The organism is Chromobacterium haemolyticum (assembly GCF_009936155.1).
Taxonomy (GTDB): domain Bacteria; phylum Pseudomonadota; class Gammaproteobacteria; order Burkholderiales; family Chromobacteriaceae; genus Chromobacterium; species Chromobacterium haemolyticum.
The window spans coordinates 2433772-2451008 of sequence record NZ_AP019312.1 but is presented as its reverse complement, the minus strand read 5'-3'; the positions used below and the strand labels follow the sequence as shown (position 1 = coordinate 2451008).

The following is a 17237-nucleotide window of genomic DNA, read 5'->3' as shown; positions in this document are numbered from 1 at the left end:
TCAGGCGGCGGCCTTGTCTACAGGCTTGAGCAACACGACGTGGGAAACGCCGTTGACCATGGGCTGCATCTTGCCGTTGAAAATCTCGTGGCTGATGTCCAGCTGCGCATGGCAGGGATAGGTCAACGACATGAAAGCCGGTTTGGCGGAGTCAGCCACCGGCAACTCAGCGACTTCATAACCAACACCCAGCTTGTTAAATTTCTCGGACGCGGCGTTCTGAGCCGGGACAAGCACAATCAATGTGCGCATGTCGAACGGCTTGCCGGACTGCTTGGCAATGCCGCTCATGTGAAGGAAACCGGACAAAATGGCTTTCATGGGTAGGTCCTCAAGAGTAAGTAAAAACAAAGGGCTGCATGGACATGCAGCCTGTTAAAAGAAGCTATCCGATACGGGAATAAAAGCGTTACGGTGAAAAATAAAGGTGGAAATGTAATTACCGTTACAGTGACAAATAATCTCGTAGAAAAAACCGGCCACTGGGGCAAAGGTGGCCAGATCCACCGAGCGATATTGCTGTTGACGACTACGATGGCCGGCGTCGTGGAGACTCCAAAGCATGTGGCGCGGCTTTGGAGCCAGCAGATGGGCGTAGGACGGAAAGGGGAAACGGCGAACAACCGGAGGAACCGAGTCGCCGCAGAACCACATCAAGCAACCAGGGGTGTGCAGATCCATGTAGGTCCAAAGAGCATTCAGTGCCTTGGCGTTTGCGGGAGGATCGAAACGGCGAGCATGCGTCCCGTAGGCTGATACGCGGTAAGTGAGTTTTTGCGGCTGACTGGCTTCCATGGCGCTCCCCCCTGCTAAAATTGGGTAACAGACAAATTCACTCGCATGAGTGACAGCCGGATATTATTCTCACTCGGTTGAGTGAACAAGAGAGGAAAACATGAAGCTCAGCAGCGACTACCTGCGCGAAGCCATGGAAAAGATGGGCGAGACAAGCAATAGGAAGGCAGGAGAAAAGCTAGGCATCCATGGGAACACCATCGGGCAATACCTAAGCGGCGAACGCATCATGGACGACTTCGCATGCATCATGGTCGCCAAAATCTTGGGTATTGACGGCATGATTGTCATCGCGGCAGCACAGATGGAACGCGAGAAAAATCAAGCACGTAAGGACGTTTGGGAGGACTTGCTAAAAAAGATGGGCGCCCTCGCCCTGGGCGGGCTGACGGCGGGGGCGATGCTGATGGGGAGTCTAAGCGCTAACAATGCTAGTGCGTCTCAGCGCATGACAAATGCTGCATGTGGCGTTGCCGCAACATGCCATTTGTATATTATGTCAAATAATGAATATTCCTCAATTTAGGTCAATCCTCCTGAACTGGGTATCAGTTCAGGGCTGTTTTTACAATTCATGGCAAGACTGCGCGCTGTTCTATCACTTGACCGCTGGCTTGTGAAAGCAATCCGGCGGCGGATTGCCTTTGATGGCGGCTCTGTAAATTTTTCTGGCCAGCGCGAAATCGGATTCGCCATAACGTGATGGATCGGCCTTAAGCGCCTGCTCCAGCATATTGGTCAGGTGTGCCCACTCCTTATCATTTAACGTTACGGTGACAGTATTTGCCCGATACTTTCGCTGCCGTTCGGCGCCGGACATTGCTAGGCCGGTGGTTGGTCGGCCGCGTTTCTTGACTGTGACGTCGGCCTTTTCTTGCAACGGGTCTGTGTTCATCGCGTGCCCTCCTCTGCTTGCCTGGATTTATTATGCGTTACAGTGACGAAAATTGAAATTTATCGTCACTGTAACGTAAAAAGTCTGCTTAGTCGCTCTGCATCGTAGCGCTTGTGCCAGTCACTTCGCCCGGTATGCATAATTAATTCGAAGGATATATGGTATTGAGATGCTATTTTTTTTGTTTTTGGATTAAAATTTGGAATAAAGTAAATATGTGACAGGTATTTGCATGGCATTTTATTTGTCGAGTTCGCCCGCGAGAGCGATAACCAGCAACACTGGCTGCGCGCAGCCGGAAGCAACGATCTAAATGACCAACAAAAACATAAAACTACATAATCAACGGCTGCCCCAGCACCTGCTACGGGCACGAGAATCGGTGATGGCCTACTTCCGCCCGATCCTCAACCGTTACGGGGTGACAGAGCAACAGTGGCGCATTTTGCGAGTTTTGGAAGACTTTGGAGACCAAGAAGCCGGCGTGATCGCAGACCGGGCTTGCATCTTGCCTCCAAGTCTGACCGGCATCTTGGTCCGCATGGAAAAAGCGGGGTTGATCCATCGCCAGCGTGATCATATAGACAGCCGGCGTTTGATCATTTCAATGTCGCGGGACGGGCGCGAGCTGATTCAACAGATCTCTCCGTTGGCGGAAGACTGTTATCGACAGATCGAAAGCCATTTGGGCCAGGAAAAACTGACGCAGCTGCTGGGCTTGCTGGATGATCTGGAGAAACTGCCGGCGCCGCGGGTCGGCTGAGTCAGCGCTCGGGTTCTGGGGCGGGCATCCCCTCGGGTTCGGGCAATCTCCTTGCCGTGTCTTGCCGATAGAACAAGGCAAGCTGCTCATAAAGCTCCGGGTAGTCCAGCTTGAGATGATGCGGCAGCTCGAAAAAAGCCTCACTTAACACGGCGAAGAACTCCGCGGGGTTCTCCGCCGCGTACGGATCCAGCCAGCCAGGATTGATTCCGCGGTCCAGCATGCGACACAATAAACGATAACCTTGAGACCAGGCGCGGCTCCATTGCGCCTGGTTCATTCCTTTATGCAGAGGCGGTGAGCCGTTGGCCGGACCGTTGAGCATGTCCAGCTTGTGCGCCACTTCATGGATCACCACATTCCATCCATCCAATTGCTCTGAGGCTCGCGCGTCCGGAAGCGACAGCACCACCGGGCCGTCCTGACGCGCCTGGCCTATCAGCACGCTCTCGCTTTCATGCTGCAAGCCGATGCCGTCCATCCAGATGTCGCGCGCGACAAACGGAGACGGATACAGCACCACATCGCTCCATCCGCTCAAGGCGGATTTGCCCAGATTCATGGCAGGCAGCGCCATTTGCAAGGCCACGCTGGCGCAGGAGCGGGTGCCTAGCCGCACCCCGTCCTGTCCGGAAAAGCTTTTGCTGTGCAACACCCAGGCGGCCAACTCGATCAAGCGCAACAACTCCGCTTCGTCCAAACCGGACAGCAGCGGCATGCGCGCGGCCTGTTCGCGCAGCGCTGCCATCGTTTCCGGAGCGGTTTTGCCGGATAGCGCGCGGCGAATCCACTCAATCACCATGAACTCTCGTCCCGTTTTATCGTCTCTCCTACTCTGAGGGCGATTTTGCACATTTCAATGCGCGCCCCATCCGATCTGTCGCAAGACGTCAACATTCCGCTTTCGCTGCGCCGGCCCAGGCTGGCGCAACAGTCAAAATCATAAAATAAACGGGGGAATTATCATGAGCCTGCCTTGGCAAACGCTGGCGCTCAATCCTTTGGCGGCATTCGGCGTGCTGCTGTCGCTGGGGGTGATAGGCGGCCAGATCGCGGTGCGGGTGGCGCGGCTGCCCGCCATCGTCGGCTATGTGCTGACCGGCTTGCTGATCGGCCCGCACAGCCTGCGCCTGCTGGACGAGCAACTCTTGCAGCAAGCGTCCATTTTCGTGCACTTGGCCTTGGGCATCGCGCTGTTTGAGGCCGGGCGCCGCGTGGATCTGCGGTGGCTACGGGTGGAGCGCACCTTGCTGCTGACCACCTTGTTCTATTGTCTGCTGACCTTGCTCGGCCTGTTCGCCGCCTTGCAGTTGTTCGGCCTGGGGCTGGCGGCCAGTCTGATGTTGGCGGCGCTGGGCGTGGCCACTTCTCCGGTGGTCACGCTGGAAATCGTGCGGGAATCTAACGCGGACGGTCAGGTCAGCGAGCGCCTGTTGGTGGCCACCGCGCTCTCCAATCTGCTGGCGCTGCCCTGCTTCGCGCTGGCCTTGTCTTATGGACATCTCTCCGGCAACAACGGAGTGGAAAGCGGTATTTTGCTGCCGGGCTGGCTTACGCTGGCCTCCTGTGCGCTGGGTTTGCTGGCCGGCCTCGCGGCAATCCAGCTTAATCGCTGGCTGGGTGGCCGGCAGCGCGAATCGCAAAAGGTCATGCTGTTCGGCTTGATCGCGCTGGTGGTCGGGGTGGCCGATATGCTGCAGGTGCTGCCGTCGCTGGCGCTGCTGGTTGCCGGGCTGGCCACCCGCAACCTCAAGCACGGCCATACCGTGACCGAGCGCGGCGTGATGTCGTCGGCGCAGATTTTCACCGTGGCCTTCTTCGTTGCCGCCGGCGCGCAGTTGGCTCCGCAATCGCTGGCCGAGTTCTGGCCGCTGGCGCTGGCCTGTCTGGCGCTGCGCACCGGGCTGGCGATGCTGATCTGGTGGCTGGCGGCCGGCGCCAATGGCTTGCCGAAACGCCATGGCGCCTGCCTGGGCCTGGCGCTGAATGCCTGGTCCGGCGGCACCGCGCTGCTGATGAGCCTGGGCGCGGTGTCGCTGGGCGCCGCCGCGCAAAGCTTCAGCGGCGCGATGATGTCCATCCTGGTGATCAATGAATTGTGCGCGCCGGTCTTGACCCGGCTGGCCTTGCGGCTGGCCGGCGAAACCCGGGCGCAGGAGTGAGAACATGCTGGAGTTCAACCACAGTCAGCCGCTGACTCTGGGGGTGGAGCTGGAATTGATGATCCTCAACCGCCGCGACTACAACCTGACCCGTGGCTCGGACGATCTGCTGCTGCAGGTGAATCGTCAGCAACACGGTTTCGACATCAAGCCGGAAATCACCCAGGGCATGATAGAAATCGGCACCGCAGTGCACAGCGACGTCAACAAGATGCTGGAGGAGATTCTGGCCATCCGCGAGCTGCTGGTCAGCAGCGCGCGCAAACTGAACCTGGGTCTGGCCGGCGGCGGCTCGCATCCGTTCCAGCATTGGGACGAACAGCGCATTTATCCCAAAGAGCGCTATCACCTGGTATCCGAGCTGTACGGTTATCTGGCCAAGCAATTCACCGTCTACGGTCAGCACATTCACATCGGCTGCCCGGACGGCGACAGCGCGGTGCGGCTGACCCATTATCTGGCGCGCTACATCCCGCACTTCATCGCGCTATCCGCCTCCTCTCCTTTTTACCAGGGCGTGGATACGCTGTTCCAGACCTCGCGGCTGACCAGCGTCAACGCCTTTCCGCTGTCCGGTTGCATGCCTTGCGTCAACAACTGGGAGCAGTTCAACGACTACTTCCGGCGCATGGCCAATCTGGGCATTGTCGCCAGCATGAAGGATTTCTACTGGGATATCCGGCCCAAGCCGGAATACGGCACGGTGGAAATCCGTATTTGCGATACACCGTTGTCGGTGGAGACCCCTGTGTTGCTGGCGGCTTACGCGCAGATGCTGGCTCATCGCTGCCTGGGCGAACAGCAGGACGAGGTGTGTCAGGAACATTATCTGACCTATAGCTACAATCGCTTTCAGGCCTGCCGCTTCGGTTTTGACGGCATGTTGGTCGATGCTGGCAACAATAGTCAGATCGGACTGCAGGAGGACTTGGTCAACACTCTGAATCAGTTGGAGCCGCAGGCCGAGGCGCTGGGTAACCAGGCGCAGCTGGCCGCCTTGCGTCAGCGAGTGCTGAAGCGACAGTCGGACAGCGCCTGGCTGCGCCAAGTGTTCGACGGCAGCGGTTCTCTATCCGAAGTTGTGCGGCAACAAAGCGAACACTGGATGTACGAGGCACCGGGTGTGGGCGTAAACTAAGCGGCTACGACATTAGCCCAAGCCGCCATGCCATTCGACCTGCCCGCTCTGCCCGACCCCGCCCTGCCTGCCCGTTACTGCATTTTCGAAGGGTCCAAGATTTTACTATTGGATCAGGCCTTGCCGGATGAGCGCGCGCGCGGCTGGCCTCTGTCCCAGCAACTGTTCATCGGCGTACATGATGGTCACAATCTTTATTTGGCGGAACTGGTGGGCGCGCCGCCGGCCGGCTGCAACTGGCTGGCTCTGCGGCCGGCCTTGCTCAGCCTGCCCTCCGGGCTGACGCCCGCCATCGCCCGCGCCGCGCAGATCCGCCAGTTTCAGCGCACTCATCGCTATTGCGGCCGTTGTGCCGGGCCGCTGCTTCAGCGGTCCGGGGATAGCGGCAAACGCTGCTCCAGCTGCGGCCAGCTTTACTATCCCAAGCTGTCGCCGGCGATGATGGTGGTGATTCATCGCGGCCGAGAGTTGCTGCTGGCGCGCAGCCCTCACTTCGTTCCCGGCGTCTACAGTGCGCTGGCCGGCTTTGTCGAACCCGGCGAAACACTGGAGGAATGCGTGCACCGCGAAGCCTTCGAGGAAGTGGGCGTTCGAATCAAGAATCTCCGCTACGTCTGCTCGCAATCCTGGCCCTTTCCCCACTCGCTGATGTTGGGCTTTACCGCCGAATACGACAGCGGCGAGATCCTGCCGCAGGAGGGGGAAATCGAAGACGCCGGCTGGTTCGACATCGACGCCCTGCCGCAAACGCCGACACCCATCTCCATTGCCTATCAATTGCTGAAACATACTGTGGCTTGGCTGCGCGAGAAGGATGAAGGGCAAGTTTAGTCAACCCCTGCCTCTGCGTTTCACCCCCTCCTCTGTCGCAACACCTTATCTCTGCTAGCTCGCGAGTTGGCTGGTTGCCGTCAGGCTTCCGGCTTCTTGCGCCGCATGGCTAAGTTCCTTCCTCCGCAAGTGGGCCTGCGCAGCTCGCTTGATTCCTTATTGGCCTATGCATCATTCCGAAGATGCTCTTTCCCACCCTGCTCCTCATTGTTTCATATAAATTTTTCTACTTATATACATAAATACAAAAAGTAATACTGATATACGGGCAGTGATAAGCTTTAATCATTGCCAAAGCCAAAGCCAAAGCCAAAGCGGCAAAATTTCTCTCAGCAACGGTAGATTTTTAAATTCAAAGACATACGGCGCCAACTTCGCAAGCGGTCTCCTTCCGCAGGCAAAATCTTCGCGCCGCGCAAGGAGTGCACAATGAAAATCCGCATGCTTGCCTTATCACTCATGCTGGCCAGCGGCACCGGCGTAACTCTCGCCAGCCCGACTCAATGCGAAAACAAGAGCTTTTCGTTGCAACTACTGGGCTCGGGCGGACCGATCTCCGACGATGGTCGCGCCTCGTCGGCTTCGCTAATCTGGTGGAAGAACAAACCGGTGGCGATGATAGACGCCGGGGGCGGAGCCTTTCTGCGTTTCGGTCAATCTGGCGCGCGCCTGGAAGACGTGGGCTTCATCGGCCTTACCCACTTCCACACGGACCACGTATCGGATTTGCCCGCATTGTTCAAAGGCAGCTACTTCTTCAGTTCTCCCCGCGCCATCGAAATGTCCGGCCCAACGAGCGGGGCCGGCTTTCCCAGCCTGAGCGGCTTCATGAACGCCCAGTTCAACGCCAAGAACGGCGCTTACGCCTATCTGTCAGGCATCTACTCTGGCCAGGGTGATATTCCACTGAAGGTGTCGCTGTCCAATGTGGACTACCGCAAAACCACGCCGACCAAGGTGTATGAAAAAGACGGCGTCAGCATCAGCGCGCTCGGCATTCCTCATGGCGACGTGCCCTGCCTGGCTTATCGCATAGACACGAAGGACGGCAGCATTGTCGTCTCCGCGGACCAGAACGGCAGCAACCCGCACTTTCTCGATTTCGCCAAAAACGCGGACATTCTGGTAATGCCGCTCGCCATCGACGAGCAGGCGGACCCCTCCTCTGCTTTCTTACACGCCAAACCATCCGCCGTTGGCCGCATCGCCGCGGCGGTGAAACCCAAGCAGCTGGTGCTCAACCATTTCATGGGCAAGGGGCTACGGCTCAAGGAGCAATCCATCTCCATTGTCCGCCGCTATTACAAAGGGCCGATCTATGCCAGCCGCGACCTTTCATGCTTCCCGGTGCATTAAGAGCCGCTAACAAACCTCTGGGCTGCGCCGACTTGTCGTACTCAAACTGCCCGCGCCGGCCCGCCTTGCCACTGACGTAAAACGGATGTTGTTCACCGCTCTAAACATCGCCACCCCAACGGAGATTCAACATGAAAAAACAGATCATCCTTTCCATTGCCATGACGTCCTTGCTTGGTTTGGGCGCCGACTCCGCGCTGGCGGCGGAAGCCAGCCAACCAGCGCAAGAGGTGAAAAGCCAAAGCGGCCATGGCGGTAAATGCGCCAGCGGCAAGTGCGGCACGGTGAAGATGTATGAAAAAGCCGACATCAAGCACAACCCGCAAGATCAACTAGTGCGCGCCCGCGACGGCAAGTGCGGCAAGACCGGCCAAGGCATCCATCCTGGCAAAGCCGGCCCCGGCAAAATGGTGGAGGGTGTATGCGGACAATGAATCAGCGGGCCGTCGGCGTGGGGCTGCGCGCCGAGCACGCCCAATGGCTGGCCGATCACGCTCCGCAGCCTGAAATCGACTTTCTGGAAATCACGCTGGAAAACTGGATGGACGTCGGCGGCCGCAAACGCGAGCAGTTGGACCGTCTGGCGGAGAAGTACCCGTTGATCGCGCATGGGCTCAGCCTGTCGATAGGCGACGAACTGCCGTTGGACGTTGACTACCTCAAACGCGCCAAACGCTTTCTTGATCGCTACCGGATTCACCTTCACAGCGACCACCTCAGCTACTCCCGCGACCGCCAGGGCTATCTGTACGAACTATTGCCGATTCCGCGCCACGAGATGGCCGCGGCGCGCATCGCAGCCAAGATCCGCCAAACCCAAGACATGCTGGAGCGGCCGCTGATTCTGGAAAACATCAGCTACTACCACAATCACCCCGGCCAGATGGCGGAAGCGGATTTCATCAGCGCCGTCGTGGAGCAAAGCGGCTGTCAATTACTGCTGGACATCAACAACGTCTACGTCAACGCCTGCAACCACGGCTACGACCCGCGGCGCTTTATCGCCGAACTGCCGTCCACCGCCATTCGCTACTTCCACATCGCCGGTCATTGGCGCCGCGACGACGGCATGTTGATCGATACCCATGGCGCGGCTGTATGCGAGGAAGTTCTGGAGCTTGCCCGGTACACCCTAGCTCGGCACGGCTCTCGTCCCCTGCTGCTGGAGCGAGACAACAGCATGCCGCCGTGGAGCGAGTTATGCGCTGAAGCGGCTGAACTGCGGCAACGCCTCCACCAAGCAGCGGCCAAGGCGGCCTGAGCGCGACAAAGGAGAAGCCATGAACACGATATCGGACATCGAAACATTCAGCCGGCGGCTGCGAGATGGCCCGGCGGTCTTGGGTGATCGCTCCATCGAGCTTTACCGCCAGTTTCTGCGCGGCAATATCGAAGACGTGCTGACTCAAGTCTTTCCATTGTTTTGCGCCAGGCTATCGGCAGCGGAGCTGAGTCTGCGCATCGATGAGTTTTTGGCGGAACACGCGTCGTCCAGCCCTGAGTTCCACCATATCGCCACCGAGTTTCTCTGTTTCGCCCAGCCCCGCCTGTCTGCAGATCTGCGCCAATGCCTGGAGTACGAATGGGTGCTGTTCAGCGTGGAAATCGACGAAGCTCTCGTGCCGCCGCCATCCACAAGCGAAGTGACGGAACGCTCAATCTTCTCGCTCAATCCCACGCTAGCCTGCATTGAGATCCAACTGGACGTCGCCGGACTTGCCGGACCCTTCGCCCTATTTCGCGACTCAAGCCATCAGATTATTCAGAAACCGCTAACCGGTTTCGATCGCAGGTTGCTGGAGACGCTGCGGAGCCCCTGCGCCTATCCCACGCTGCGGGCAAGCGTCCCGCTCGACCTTCTGGCTACCTGGCTGGACGAAGCCTCCGCTATCGGCTTGATACACATGCTCGACGCCAACACGTCGTCGCCGGTCGACAACGTATGACGCCGGCGGCCCAACATAAGGAACACGAAAATGATTGCCAAGATAATGAATGGCTTCGACCGTGCGGTTGCAGCCTGCAAACAATACGACTTCATCGCTCTTCTGGGTATCCGCCTCTATCTTCTGCCGGTAATCTATGTCGGCGCTCACTCCAAAGTGGCTGGCTTCAGCGAAGCGGCGACCTGGTTTGGCGCGCCCGCCAGCGAAGGCGGCCTGGGGTTGCCCTTTCCTGTGCTGTTCGCCTTTCTGGCCGCGGCCACCGAGGTCCTGGGCCTGGTCTGCATTGCGCTGGGGCTGTTCACCCGAGCAATGGCCATCCCGATGATGGTACTGATGAGCGCGGCCAGCGCCATGGTGCACCTGCCGCGCGGCTGGCTGGCCATCGCTTCCAAGGATATGGAATCCAGCCAGCGGCTGGCCGGCTTCCTGTCCTGGCTGGCTGAGAACTTCCCCGGCCGGTACAACTACATCACCGAATTGGGCGATCCGGTCATCCTCAACAACGGGATGGAATTCGCCGCCACCTACTTCGTCATGCTGCTGGTGCTGTTCTTCTACGGCGGCGGCCGCTATGTCAGCTTGGATTACTGGCTGCGCAAGCGTTTTGCCGCTTAAAAAGCGTTTCAAAACCTACTACGCCTAATGAATGCGGCACGGAGAGCCCGCTTCAGAGCTCGCCTGTCGGCCAGTGGTGGGGGGCCGGTCTTTTGGTCAGTGCGAATAAGCGTACCTGATGCCTATAACAGGCAATAGCTGGCACCCTCAATGTCAGCCTCCTGTTATGACCATGACCCCCAGCCAATTAGGCTGGGGTCTTTTTATATCTTCGCAAAATCTTCGCGAACCGAAGCTCGCGAAGCCTTTGTTTGAGATTAGGAACTGGACAATTACAAATTACTGCATTGTCCCGTCACACCGCTTCGCCAAGATTTGCCGCCGGCATTCTTGCAATTGTGCGCATGCTGGTGATTGCCAATTACCTTCCCTGTGCAGTTCTTTGCAGAGAAGCACTGCCCTGGTTTTCTTGGTTGGATTTGATCCATTGGAGCATTTGAGGATGGATGGCTATCATTCTTGCTAGCTTGCTGTGTTGCGGAAGTGACTTCGTTAGCTTGAGTGGATCCGATAGATGACGCGCTGACGATGGAGGAAGCCAATAAAAGGGCAGCGGCAAAAGAAATGGTTAGAGAATTGACGGTCTTCATGACTCAAATCCTTTAGTGTGCAAGAAAAACGCAGCAAAACCGCAAATTTCTATAGTGACAATAAGATTCAGGCAATGCTAATAGCTAAAGGCTCTCGCCTAGACAAGCACACGAGCCTAGATCAAGATAGTCAAAATCAAAATAATATTAACAATGAAGTTAATATAAATGCGGCCGCACACTATAATGACTTAATGATTCAACTTCAGTTCATGACTTTTGTTCGTTATTATTCACATTCGCTTGATAAACTTTAGGCAGGGGAAATTACTAATTAGCAAATATTAAAAAAGAATATTCTGACCATTTGACTGTGTGTCGGGCTCATTTGCTTGTATTCAAAACAACGCACACTCCGAGGATAGTCCGTGGTGGCCGGCCTCCTCCTCTTCTAGATGTTGATGACTACGCCAACTCTGCGCCAGCCCTGGCCAGAAAGTTCAAGTAAACCAGAAGGAAAACCGGCTTGCAGTAGGTGGTGTTAACGAATAGCGTTTGGTCGTGCGGCGACAGCTTGGGATCGGGCGCGTGATTGTGACTCTTGAATTTTTACAAATTCTAAGCGTGTCATCGCAGAAGAAGCTATTAAAGCCGCTTTTCAGTATGCTGATTGCCATAAAAATGAATAGAGATAGCCAATCTCGCGGGCAAGGGCGAGGCAAGGCGAAAACAAGCAAAAAAACGGAATGTCCAAGGGGGACATGAGCATTTTGAGCTTGTACTCACCGTGCAACGCTTCACGCAGCGCGGCAGACTTTGAACGGGCTCTCAGGGCGTGGACGGGGGCATAAAGCGACCGGACGGGTGATTGGATACGCTTTGAACACAATACCGAACGGGGAATTGAGAGAGATTGGGGGGGATTTTAGACGATGCTGTCTAATATTTTGCCTAAAAAGCACCAAGGGCTTATAGAGAAACCCTATAAGCCCTTGATTTTATTGGTGCCGGCGGCAGGAATCGAACTCGCGACCCCCTGATTACAAGTCAGAACTGTTTTGTAAGAATGCAATTAAATCAATGGCTTGCGCCTTTTGCCATTTCGCAAGTTACGGCACATTACGTCACAGTGCAGGACAGTGCCTCGGCTTTGCGGCGCTATTTTGTCACATGCCCCCCTTTTGCCCTCAGAACTGTGCGGTACAAATCTGTCACATCAAAAATCGCCTGTTGGGCAGCCCAGCGGCCAAGATTCGCGCGCGGTGGCAGTGAGTCAAGAGCAAGACCAACCTGAAGGCTTTCCCGGGTGCAGGAGAGACTGAAGTGCCGGCCAAGGAAGAAAAAGCACGCGATGAACCGCGTTCTCTACTCATTGCACCGTCGTCCAATTACTACACAACTCGCACATGACTATTTATAAATTTGCATAATTCACCTAGCATTGTCATGCTGATTGCAAAATGCAAAGCATTCAGCCATGCGATATCAATCGACTCTCTTGAAAGTGTATGAGTAACCACATTCCCTTCGGCCTTAAGCAAGGGCGTATTGTAGATATTTCAGAAGTGGAACGGGGGCTGGCATGTGAGTGTGTATGCACAGCCTGCGGCGGGCCACTCATAGCCAGAAAGGGAGAAGTAAACGTTCATCACTTTGCGCATCACGGCGTCCCTCCCTGCAGCGAGGCGCTTGCTAACTCAATTTCATCTGCTGTAGACCAGCTACTGCGCGAAGGCTTACCCTTTTCAGTCCCTATTCATGACAGTCTTGCTTTCGGCAAATCTCAGCGCACACCTGTGAAACGCTTTATCCCAGACAACATTATCCGATCTCCCGCCCTGCCGAGCAGTATGCTCGCCGACTTCTTGCTCCACAAAAAACACGCACAGCTTGCCATCGTCCTCGAATTCCGCCGCCGTCTGAAGCAGGGCATGCGCGATGCCTTCCGCATTGCGAAGCAGCCGGCCATCGCGATTAATCTCGTCGGCCTACTGAAAGCCTACCAGCGAGGAGAGGAGAAAATTACGCTCGACTGCCTCCGGAAAATCGTCATCACGGGTACGTCCGACAAGTCATGGCTGTACCACCGACGTGACGCAGAGCCTATTGAATACACTGCTGCCGACTACGAGCCAGCCCATGCCCCAGTTGCAATTGCGCCGAGACCGACCGGCCTCAGCACGGACCTTGTCCGCGAAGTCATATCATCTAATAGGATGAAGCCCACTGCCACAGACCTATCCTCTCTTCCGGGTGCGATAGTGTCGTCTTTCGGGAGTCGCCGTGATTGGTCAATCAGCCGAGATCGCTGGGTAGGCTGCTACCCTCTTGAGGATAGAGCTTGGCTGAATTGGCTACTCGATGCCCTTGATGTGGAGTAGCCATCAGTCAAATCGCCCTTGGCAGCGGTCACTCTTTTGTATGGTTTGAATTTATACAAATTCATTTTACGCAAGACCATGCACTCGCCAAGACCAATCGCCCAGCCACCCGCATCCTGCCGGCTTCCTCTGGCTGCAAGCCCCGTCCAGGACGGCTTTCCCTTCCCCGCCACCGGCTATCTCGACACACGACGTGCTGAAAACTGACACTCGCGCGGCAGCGCCCGTCGCAAGTCCACGCTGAGTGGGCCATTGCGCGGTCACATGGTACGGTCCGCTGACACCCTCAGCTCAAGGAATCGATGCCATGACGTTCCCCAAACTCTCCCTCCTCTTCATCTGCGCTCTCCTATCGGGAGCGGTCTATTCCAGTCCATGCCACCAGGCGCCAGCTACGAAGTCGGCTTTTCGCCGAAAGGTGGCAGCCAAGACCTCATCCTACGCAGCATTAGCAGCGCAAACTCCTCCATCCAAGTCGCAGCCTACTCGTTCTCAAGCAAGCCAGTGGCCACCTCGTTGTTAGAGGCGCACAAAAGAGGCGTCACCGTCCAGGTGGTCGCCGATGAGAAAAGCAATAGCCAGAGCTACAGCGCCACGACTTTTCTGGCCAACCAGGGCGTCCCGGTCCGCTTGAATGGCAAATACTCGATCATGCATCACAAGTTCATGGTTATTGACGGTTTACATGTTCAAACCGGCAGCTTCAACTACAGCGCCGCAGCCGCCAGTAAAAATGCGGAAAATGTTCTGGTGATCTGGAATGCAAAGCCGCTGGCATCACGCTATGCGCTTGAGTGGACAAGGCTTTGGGACGAATCGACACCGCTGGAAAAATCCTACTAAATCAGCTTTATCTTTTGCATTTCGTGGTGTAATTTGAATTCGTACACATTCAATTTATCCCATCTTTACATGACAATTCATTCATGCCAGCCAAGCGGCCAATGGCTGCCTGTCGCCGGGTTTCCGGTGCGCGCCGGCTTTCCCTCGCCCGCCGACGACTACCTCGACGACGCCATCAGCCTCGATGCCTACCTGATTGCCGACCCACCAGCCACCTTCCTGGTGCGCGTCCGCGGCGATTCGATGATCGGCGCCGGCATCGACGAGGGTGATCTGCTGGTGGTGGACAAGGGGCTGACCGCAAATAATGGCGACATCGTCATCGCCGTGGTCGATGGCGAATTCACCGTCAAAAGACTGCACCGCGTGCGCGGCCGCTGTGCGCTGGTCGCCGAGAACCCGGCCTATCCTCCCATCCGTCTGGCCGCCAGCCAGGAACTGGAGGTGTGGGGCGTGGTGCGCGGCTGTGTGAAAAGGTTCAGGTAATGTTTGCTCTGGTTGATGGCAATAGCTTCTATGCCAGCTGCGAGCGAGTGTTTCGCCCAGACCTCGCCGGCCGGCCGATTGTGGTGCTGAGCAATAACGACGGCTGTGTCGTCGCTGCCAGCGCTGAGGCCAAAAAATGGGGGCTGAAAATGTTCGGGCCCTACTTCGAAGTCGCGGCGCTATGCCGCAAGCACCACGTAGCGGTGTTCAGTTCGAATTACGCGCTCTACGGCGACATGAGCCAGCGCATGATGCGCGTGCTGTCCGAGTTCGCCGCGGACCAAGAGGTGTATTCGATCGACGAGTGCTTCCTGGGCATGGACGGCATGCCGGACCTGGACAGCCACGGCCATCGCATCCGCCAAGCGGTGCTGCAACGAGTTGGTATCCCGACCTGTGTCGGCTTTGGTACGTCGAAAACGCTGGCCAAGCTGGCCAATCGCGTGGCGAAGAAGCGACCAGAATGGGGCGGCGTGTTTGCCTGGGGCTGGCTGAGCACAGCCGAGGCTGATGCACTCATGGGGCAGATTCCGGTCAACGAAATCTGGGGCATCGGCGGTCGGCTAACCGAAAAGCTGGGTGCCATGGGGATCACCACGGCGCTGCAGCTCAAGCAGGCTGACCCGCGCCGTATAAAAAGGACGTTCTCAGTGGTGGTGGAACGGACGGTGCAGGAGCTAAACGGGGTCTCTTGCCTGGCTCTGGAGGACGTGGCGCCGGCCAAGCAGCAGATCATCGCAAGCAGATCATTTAGCGAGAAAGTCACCGACCTGGCCACCCTCACCGCTTCCGTTGCTCACCACGCTGCCCGCGGTTCCGAAAAGCTACGCCAGCAGCACAGCACAGCTCGGTTGGTCGCGGTGCAGATCATGACCAGCCCCTTCGCCGACACACCGCAATACCGGCCTTATATTGTCGTGCCACTCGTCCAGCCCAGCAACGACACCCTGCTAATCACGCGCGCAGCGCTGGCCGGCCTGCGCCAGATATACAGGCCAGGGTTTCGCTATCACAAGGCGGGAATTATGTTGCTGGAGATTGGCGATCAGGCGGTGCAGCAGTCGGACCTGTTCGCCGCACCGTCGGATCCTCGCCGCGCGCGGCTGATGGCCACCATGGACAAGATCAATAAGGACTGGGGCCGCGGCACGCTGCGTACCGCTGCGGAGCAGCTGACGGGGACTTCCAGAAACCTGCTTCAGGCAATCAAAAACCAAGCATGCCCTCACACAGATAAAATTTTCAGCAACTTGACGCAGCCAGCGTCGCTGAAGCTGCTGTTTTTGCGCCCGGAGCCCGTATTTCGCAGACTCCGGACGCACCTCGGGCGTCAAAATACCCCCACCCCTTTGCTTTTCAGCCAGCACATCCGCTTCAGGTTATAGGTCAGCACCTTGAGGTGCAGTTGCAAGGTCGCGCGCGGCAAGCCAACGCAGCGCAGGAATTTGCCACCCAAGGCGCGTAGACCGGCGAACGGGTGCTCTCCGCGTGCACGGATCTTGGCAATACGCCGGTTACGACCGACCTGCGTTTCGGAGAGGGCCTGTTTCGGCTTGGCGCGGCGCTGGATGTGTTGCCGCCAACCACACACCTTGAGAATATCCAGCGCCGTGTAGCCACGATCGGCATACATGGCGCGGCTGGTATTGTTCCAATCGAGCACCTTCAACAGGTGGGTCTGGTCGCCTTCGTTGGCCGGGCTGACGTGCGCGGTACGGATCAGTTTGTAGCGGCAGTCGGTCGATACCGATAGCTTGTAGCCGAAGGTCTGCTTGCCATGTTTCTCGGTCCAGCGAGCGTCGACATCCTTGTGCGCGAGCTTTTTGGCCGACCATTCTTCCGGCGTTTCCCCCTGCTTGATCTGGGCGTTCTCGGTCCGCCCGTTGCGCTGGGTCGGCACTGGCACCAAGGTGGCATCAATGATCTGGCCGCAGCGTGCCAGATAGCCTTCGGCATGCAACTGGCGGTTCACCTCGTCAAACAGGCTTGCACCTAACCCCGCCTGCGCAAGCCGCTCGCGGAAGGCCCACACCGTATTTCGATCTGGCACCTTTCCGCTGTCGCGAATACCCAGGAAACGCTGGAAGCTGGTTCGGTCGAGCACCTGGAATTCAAGCTGGGCATCGGACAGGTTGAACAACTGCTGGATCACTAGGAGCCGGATCATCAGTTCAGTGGGATATGGCGGTCTGCCGCCAAAGTAGCGGTGTGGCCTCGGCAATGCCCGGTCGACGCTGGCAGCCAGCCCGGCAAAGTCGACATGCTGATTCAGCGATGTCAGCGGGTCTCCTAGCTTGGACAGTTTGCTTTCACGTTCTTCGGCGGCGAACAGGCTCTTCATGGGTGTGTCTCGGTCAGGGGGCAGGTCAGATCATGCCAGAACGGGAGGTTTCTGGAAGTCCCCTGACGGCGGACTGGCACATGCGGCAGGAGCTGCGGTCTCCCTGTTTAACAACGAAGATCAATGAGTTATTGAGTATCTGACGATGATTTAGG

At 57.2% G+C, this 17237-nt stretch carries 21 protein-coding genes; 15 read left to right on the top strand and 6 right to left on the bottom strand.

All coding sequences use genetic code 11. The features are described from left to right. Complete coding sequence (locus tag GYH29_RS11185) at positions 1-321, bottom strand: hypothetical protein (protein ID WP_118267649.1); 321 nt, start codon at positions 319-321, stop codon at positions 1-3. A 54-nt stretch (positions 322-375) separates the two neighbouring features. Further along, a complete protein-coding gene (locus GYH29_RS11180; RefSeq protein ID WP_161523767.1) occupies positions 376-795 on the bottom strand; it encodes a hypothetical protein in 420 nt (139 codons plus the stop codon). A gap of 100 nt (positions 796-895) precedes the next feature. Between GYH29_RS11180 and GYH29_RS11175 the strand changes: the two genes are divergently transcribed. Beyond that, positions 896-1321, top strand: coding sequence for a DUF3693 domain-containing protein (locus GYH29_RS11175; protein ID WP_161523766.1), 426 nt, complete (start codon positions 896-898; stop codon positions 1319-1321). A gap of 72 nt (positions 1322-1393) precedes the next feature. Here GYH29_RS11175 and GYH29_RS11170 read toward each other — a convergent pair whose 3' ends face one another. Continuing rightward, positions 1394-1690, bottom strand: a complete 297-nt coding sequence (locus GYH29_RS11170; RefSeq protein ID WP_141113325.1) for a hypothetical protein — start codon at positions 1688-1690, stop codon at positions 1394-1396. Positions 1691-2003: 313 nt separating this feature from the next. Here GYH29_RS11170 and hpaR point away from each other — a divergent pair, with 313 nt between their 5' ends. Beyond that, positions 2004-2453 carry a homoprotocatechuate degradation operon regulator HpaR gene (gene hpaR, locus GYH29_RS11165; protein ID WP_051002808.1) on the top strand — a complete coding sequence of 150 codons (450 nt, stop codon included), beginning with the start codon at positions 2004-2006 and terminating at the stop codon, positions 2451-2453. 1 nt (position 2454) lies between these two features. Here the strand turns inward: hpaR and GYH29_RS11160 are convergent, their stop codons facing one another. Then, complete coding sequence (locus GYH29_RS11160) at positions 2455-3255, bottom strand: M90 family metallopeptidase (RefSeq protein ID WP_232060576.1); 801 nt, start codon at positions 3253-3255, stop codon at positions 2455-2457. Between the two features lie 163 nt (positions 3256-3418). Here GYH29_RS11160 and GYH29_RS11155 point away from each other — a divergent pair, with 163 nt between their 5' ends. The 8 genes from GYH29_RS11155 (at position 3419) to GYH29_RS11120 (ending at position 10501) form a co-directional block, all read left to right on the top strand. Next, entirely contained in the window at positions 3419-4615 is a 1197-nt protein-coding gene (locus GYH29_RS11155; protein WP_043593170.1) for a cation:proton antiporter, read from the top strand. A gap of 4 nt (positions 4616-4619) precedes the next feature. Further along, a complete protein-coding gene (locus GYH29_RS11150) occupies positions 4620-5753 on the top strand; it encodes a YbdK family carboxylate-amine ligase (RefSeq protein WP_043593168.1) in 1134 nt (377 codons plus the stop codon). A gap of 27 nt (positions 5754-5780) precedes the next feature. Then, complete coding sequence (gene nudC / locus GYH29_RS11145; protein ID WP_161523765.1) at positions 5781-6584, top strand: NAD(+) diphosphatase; 804 nt, start codon at positions 5781-5783, stop codon at positions 6582-6584. Positions 6585-7013: 429 nt separating this feature from the next. Then, positions 7014-7940: an MBL fold metallo-hydrolase gene (locus tag GYH29_RS11140; RefSeq protein WP_161523764.1), complete on the top strand. Its 927-nt coding sequence runs from the start codon at positions 7014-7016 to the stop codon at positions 7938-7940. Between the two features lie 131 nt (positions 7941-8071). Next, positions 8072-8374, top strand: coding sequence for a hypothetical protein (locus tag GYH29_RS11135; RefSeq protein WP_019104466.1), 303 nt, complete (start codon positions 8072-8074; stop codon positions 8372-8374). After that, complete coding sequence (locus tag GYH29_RS11130; RefSeq protein ID WP_161523763.1) at positions 8362-9201, top strand: DUF692 domain-containing protein; 840 nt, start codon at positions 8362-8364, stop codon at positions 9199-9201. The genes GYH29_RS11135 and GYH29_RS11130 overlap by 13 nt, the downstream gene beginning before the upstream one ends. A 19-nt stretch (positions 9202-9220) precedes the next feature. Continuing rightward, on the top strand, positions 9221-9886 hold the full coding sequence (locus GYH29_RS11125) for an HvfC/BufC family peptide modification chaperone (RefSeq protein WP_019104468.1): 666 nt from the start codon (positions 9221-9223) through the stop codon (positions 9884-9886). Between the two features lie 30 nt (positions 9887-9916). Beyond that, the gene (locus GYH29_RS11120) at positions 9917-10501 is read left to right on the top strand and encodes an HvfX family Cu-binding RiPP maturation protein (RefSeq protein ID WP_019104469.1); all 585 of its coding nucleotides are present in this window, start codon (positions 9917-9919) and stop codon (positions 10499-10501) included. Positions 10502-10773: 272 nt separating this feature from the next. On the opposite strand, the gene GYH29_RS11115 is transcribed toward GYH29_RS11120, so the two are convergent. After that, on the bottom strand, positions 10774-11091 hold the full coding sequence (locus GYH29_RS11115; RefSeq protein WP_141113326.1) for a hypothetical protein: 318 nt from the start codon (positions 11089-11091) through the stop codon (positions 10774-10776). Between the two features lie 1448 nt (positions 11092-12539). Here GYH29_RS11115 and GYH29_RS11110 point away from each other — a divergent pair. The 4 genes from GYH29_RS11110 (at position 12540) to GYH29_RS11095 (ending at position 16126) form a co-directional block, all read left to right on the top strand. Then, positions 12540-13412, top strand: a complete 873-nt coding sequence (locus GYH29_RS11110; protein ID WP_161523762.1) for a competence protein CoiA family protein — start codon at positions 12540-12542, stop codon at positions 13410-13412. A gap of 264 nt (positions 13413-13676) precedes the next feature. Continuing rightward, entirely contained in the window at positions 13677-14255 is a 579-nt protein-coding gene (locus GYH29_RS11105; protein ID WP_161523761.1) for a phospholipase D family nuclease, read from the top strand. Between the two features lie 33 nt (positions 14256-14288). Beyond that, positions 14289-14741, top strand: a complete 453-nt coding sequence (locus GYH29_RS11100) for a LexA family protein (RefSeq protein WP_232060574.1) — start codon at positions 14289-14291, stop codon at positions 14739-14741. Next, positions 14741-16126: a Y-family DNA polymerase gene (locus GYH29_RS11095; RefSeq protein ID WP_161523760.1), complete on the top strand. Its 1386-nt coding sequence runs from the start codon at positions 14741-14743 to the stop codon at positions 16124-16126. The genes GYH29_RS11100 and GYH29_RS11095 overlap by 1 nt, the downstream gene beginning before the upstream one ends. Here the strand turns inward: GYH29_RS11095 and GYH29_RS11090 are convergent. Further along, on the bottom strand, positions 16072-17082 hold the full coding sequence (locus GYH29_RS11090) for an IS5 family transposase (RefSeq protein WP_081551377.1): 1011 nt from the start codon (positions 17080-17082) through the stop codon (positions 16072-16074). The genes GYH29_RS11095 and GYH29_RS11090 overlap by 55 nt on opposite strands. On the opposite strand from GYH29_RS11090, the gene GYH29_RS25160 reads away from it, so the two are divergent. Further along, on the top strand, positions 17016-17225 hold the full coding sequence (locus GYH29_RS25160; RefSeq protein WP_408610192.1) for a DUF4113 domain-containing protein: 210 nt from the start codon (positions 17016-17018) through the stop codon (positions 17223-17225). The genes GYH29_RS11090 and GYH29_RS25160 overlap by 67 nt on opposite strands. Positions 17226-17237: the final 12 nt, after the last annotated feature.

What these genes read in the sequence shown, in the direction of transcription:
- hpaR (WP_051002808.1), top strand. Translation starts at nt 2,004, where the DNA reads ATGACCAACAAAAACATAAAACTACATAATCAACGGCTGCCCCAGCAC.
- GYH29_RS11175 (WP_161523766.1), top strand. Translation starts at nt 896, where the DNA reads ATGAAGCTCAGCAGCGACTACCTGCGCGAAGCCATGGAAAAGATGGGC.
- GYH29_RS11125 (WP_019104468.1), top strand. Translation starts at nt 9,221, where the DNA reads ATGAACACGATATCGGACATCGAAACATTCAGCCGGCGGCTGCGAGAT.
- GYH29_RS11185 (WP_118267649.1), bottom strand. Translation starts at nt 321, where the DNA reads ATGAAAGCCATTTTGTCCGGTTTCCTTCACATGAGCGGCATTGCCAAG.
- GYH29_RS11095 (WP_161523760.1), top strand. Translation starts at nt 14,741, where the DNA reads ATGTTTGCTCTGGTTGATGGCAATAGCTTCTATGCCAGCTGCGAGCGA.
- GYH29_RS11150 (WP_043593168.1), top strand. Translation starts at nt 4,620, where the DNA reads ATGCTGGAGTTCAACCACAGTCAGCCGCTGACTCTGGGGGTGGAGCTG.
- GYH29_RS11155 (WP_043593170.1), top strand. Translation starts at nt 3,419, where the DNA reads ATGAGCCTGCCTTGGCAAACGCTGGCGCTCAATCCTTTGGCGGCATTC.
- GYH29_RS11120 (WP_019104469.1), top strand. Translation starts at nt 9,917, where the DNA reads ATGATTGCCAAGATAATGAATGGCTTCGACCGTGCGGTTGCAGCCTGC.
- GYH29_RS11110 (WP_161523762.1), top strand. Translation starts at nt 12,540, where the DNA reads ATGAGTAACCACATTCCCTTCGGCCTTAAGCAAGGGCGTATTGTAGAT.
- GYH29_RS11130 (WP_161523763.1), top strand. Translation starts at nt 8,362, where the DNA reads ATGCGGACAATGAATCAGCGGGCCGTCGGCGTGGGGCTGCGCGCCGAG.
- GYH29_RS11115 (WP_141113326.1), bottom strand. Translation starts at nt 11,091, where the DNA reads ATGAAGACCGTCAATTCTCTAACCATTTCTTTTGCCGCTGCCCTTTTA.
- GYH29_RS25160 (WP_408610192.1), top strand. Translation starts at nt 17,016, where the DNA reads ATGTCAGCGGGTCTCCTAGCTTGGACAGTTTGCTTTCACGTTCTTCGG.
- GYH29_RS11180 (WP_161523767.1), bottom strand. Translation starts at nt 795, where the DNA reads ATGGAAGCCAGTCAGCCGCAAAAACTCACTTACCGCGTATCAGCCTAC.
- GYH29_RS11135 (WP_019104466.1), top strand. Translation starts at nt 8,072, where the DNA reads ATGAAAAAACAGATCATCCTTTCCATTGCCATGACGTCCTTGCTTGGT.
- GYH29_RS11140 (WP_161523764.1), top strand. Translation starts at nt 7,014, where the DNA reads ATGAAAATCCGCATGCTTGCCTTATCACTCATGCTGGCCAGCGGCACC.
- nudC (WP_161523765.1), top strand. Translation starts at nt 5,781, where the DNA reads ATGCCATTCGACCTGCCCGCTCTGCCCGACCCCGCCCTGCCTGCCCGT.
- GYH29_RS11090 (WP_081551377.1), bottom strand. Translation starts at nt 17,082, where the DNA reads ATGAAGAGCCTGTTCGCCGCCGAAGAACGTGAAAGCAAACTGTCCAAG.
- GYH29_RS11170 (WP_141113325.1), bottom strand. Translation starts at nt 1,690, where the DNA reads ATGAACACAGACCCGTTGCAAGAAAAGGCCGACGTCACAGTCAAGAAA.
- GYH29_RS11160 (WP_232060576.1), bottom strand. Translation starts at nt 3,255, where the DNA reads ATGGTGATTGAGTGGATTCGCCGCGCGCTATCCGGCAAAACCGCTCCG.
- GYH29_RS11105 (WP_161523761.1), top strand. Translation starts at nt 13,677, where the DNA reads ATGGTACGGTCCGCTGACACCCTCAGCTCAAGGAATCGATGCCATGAC.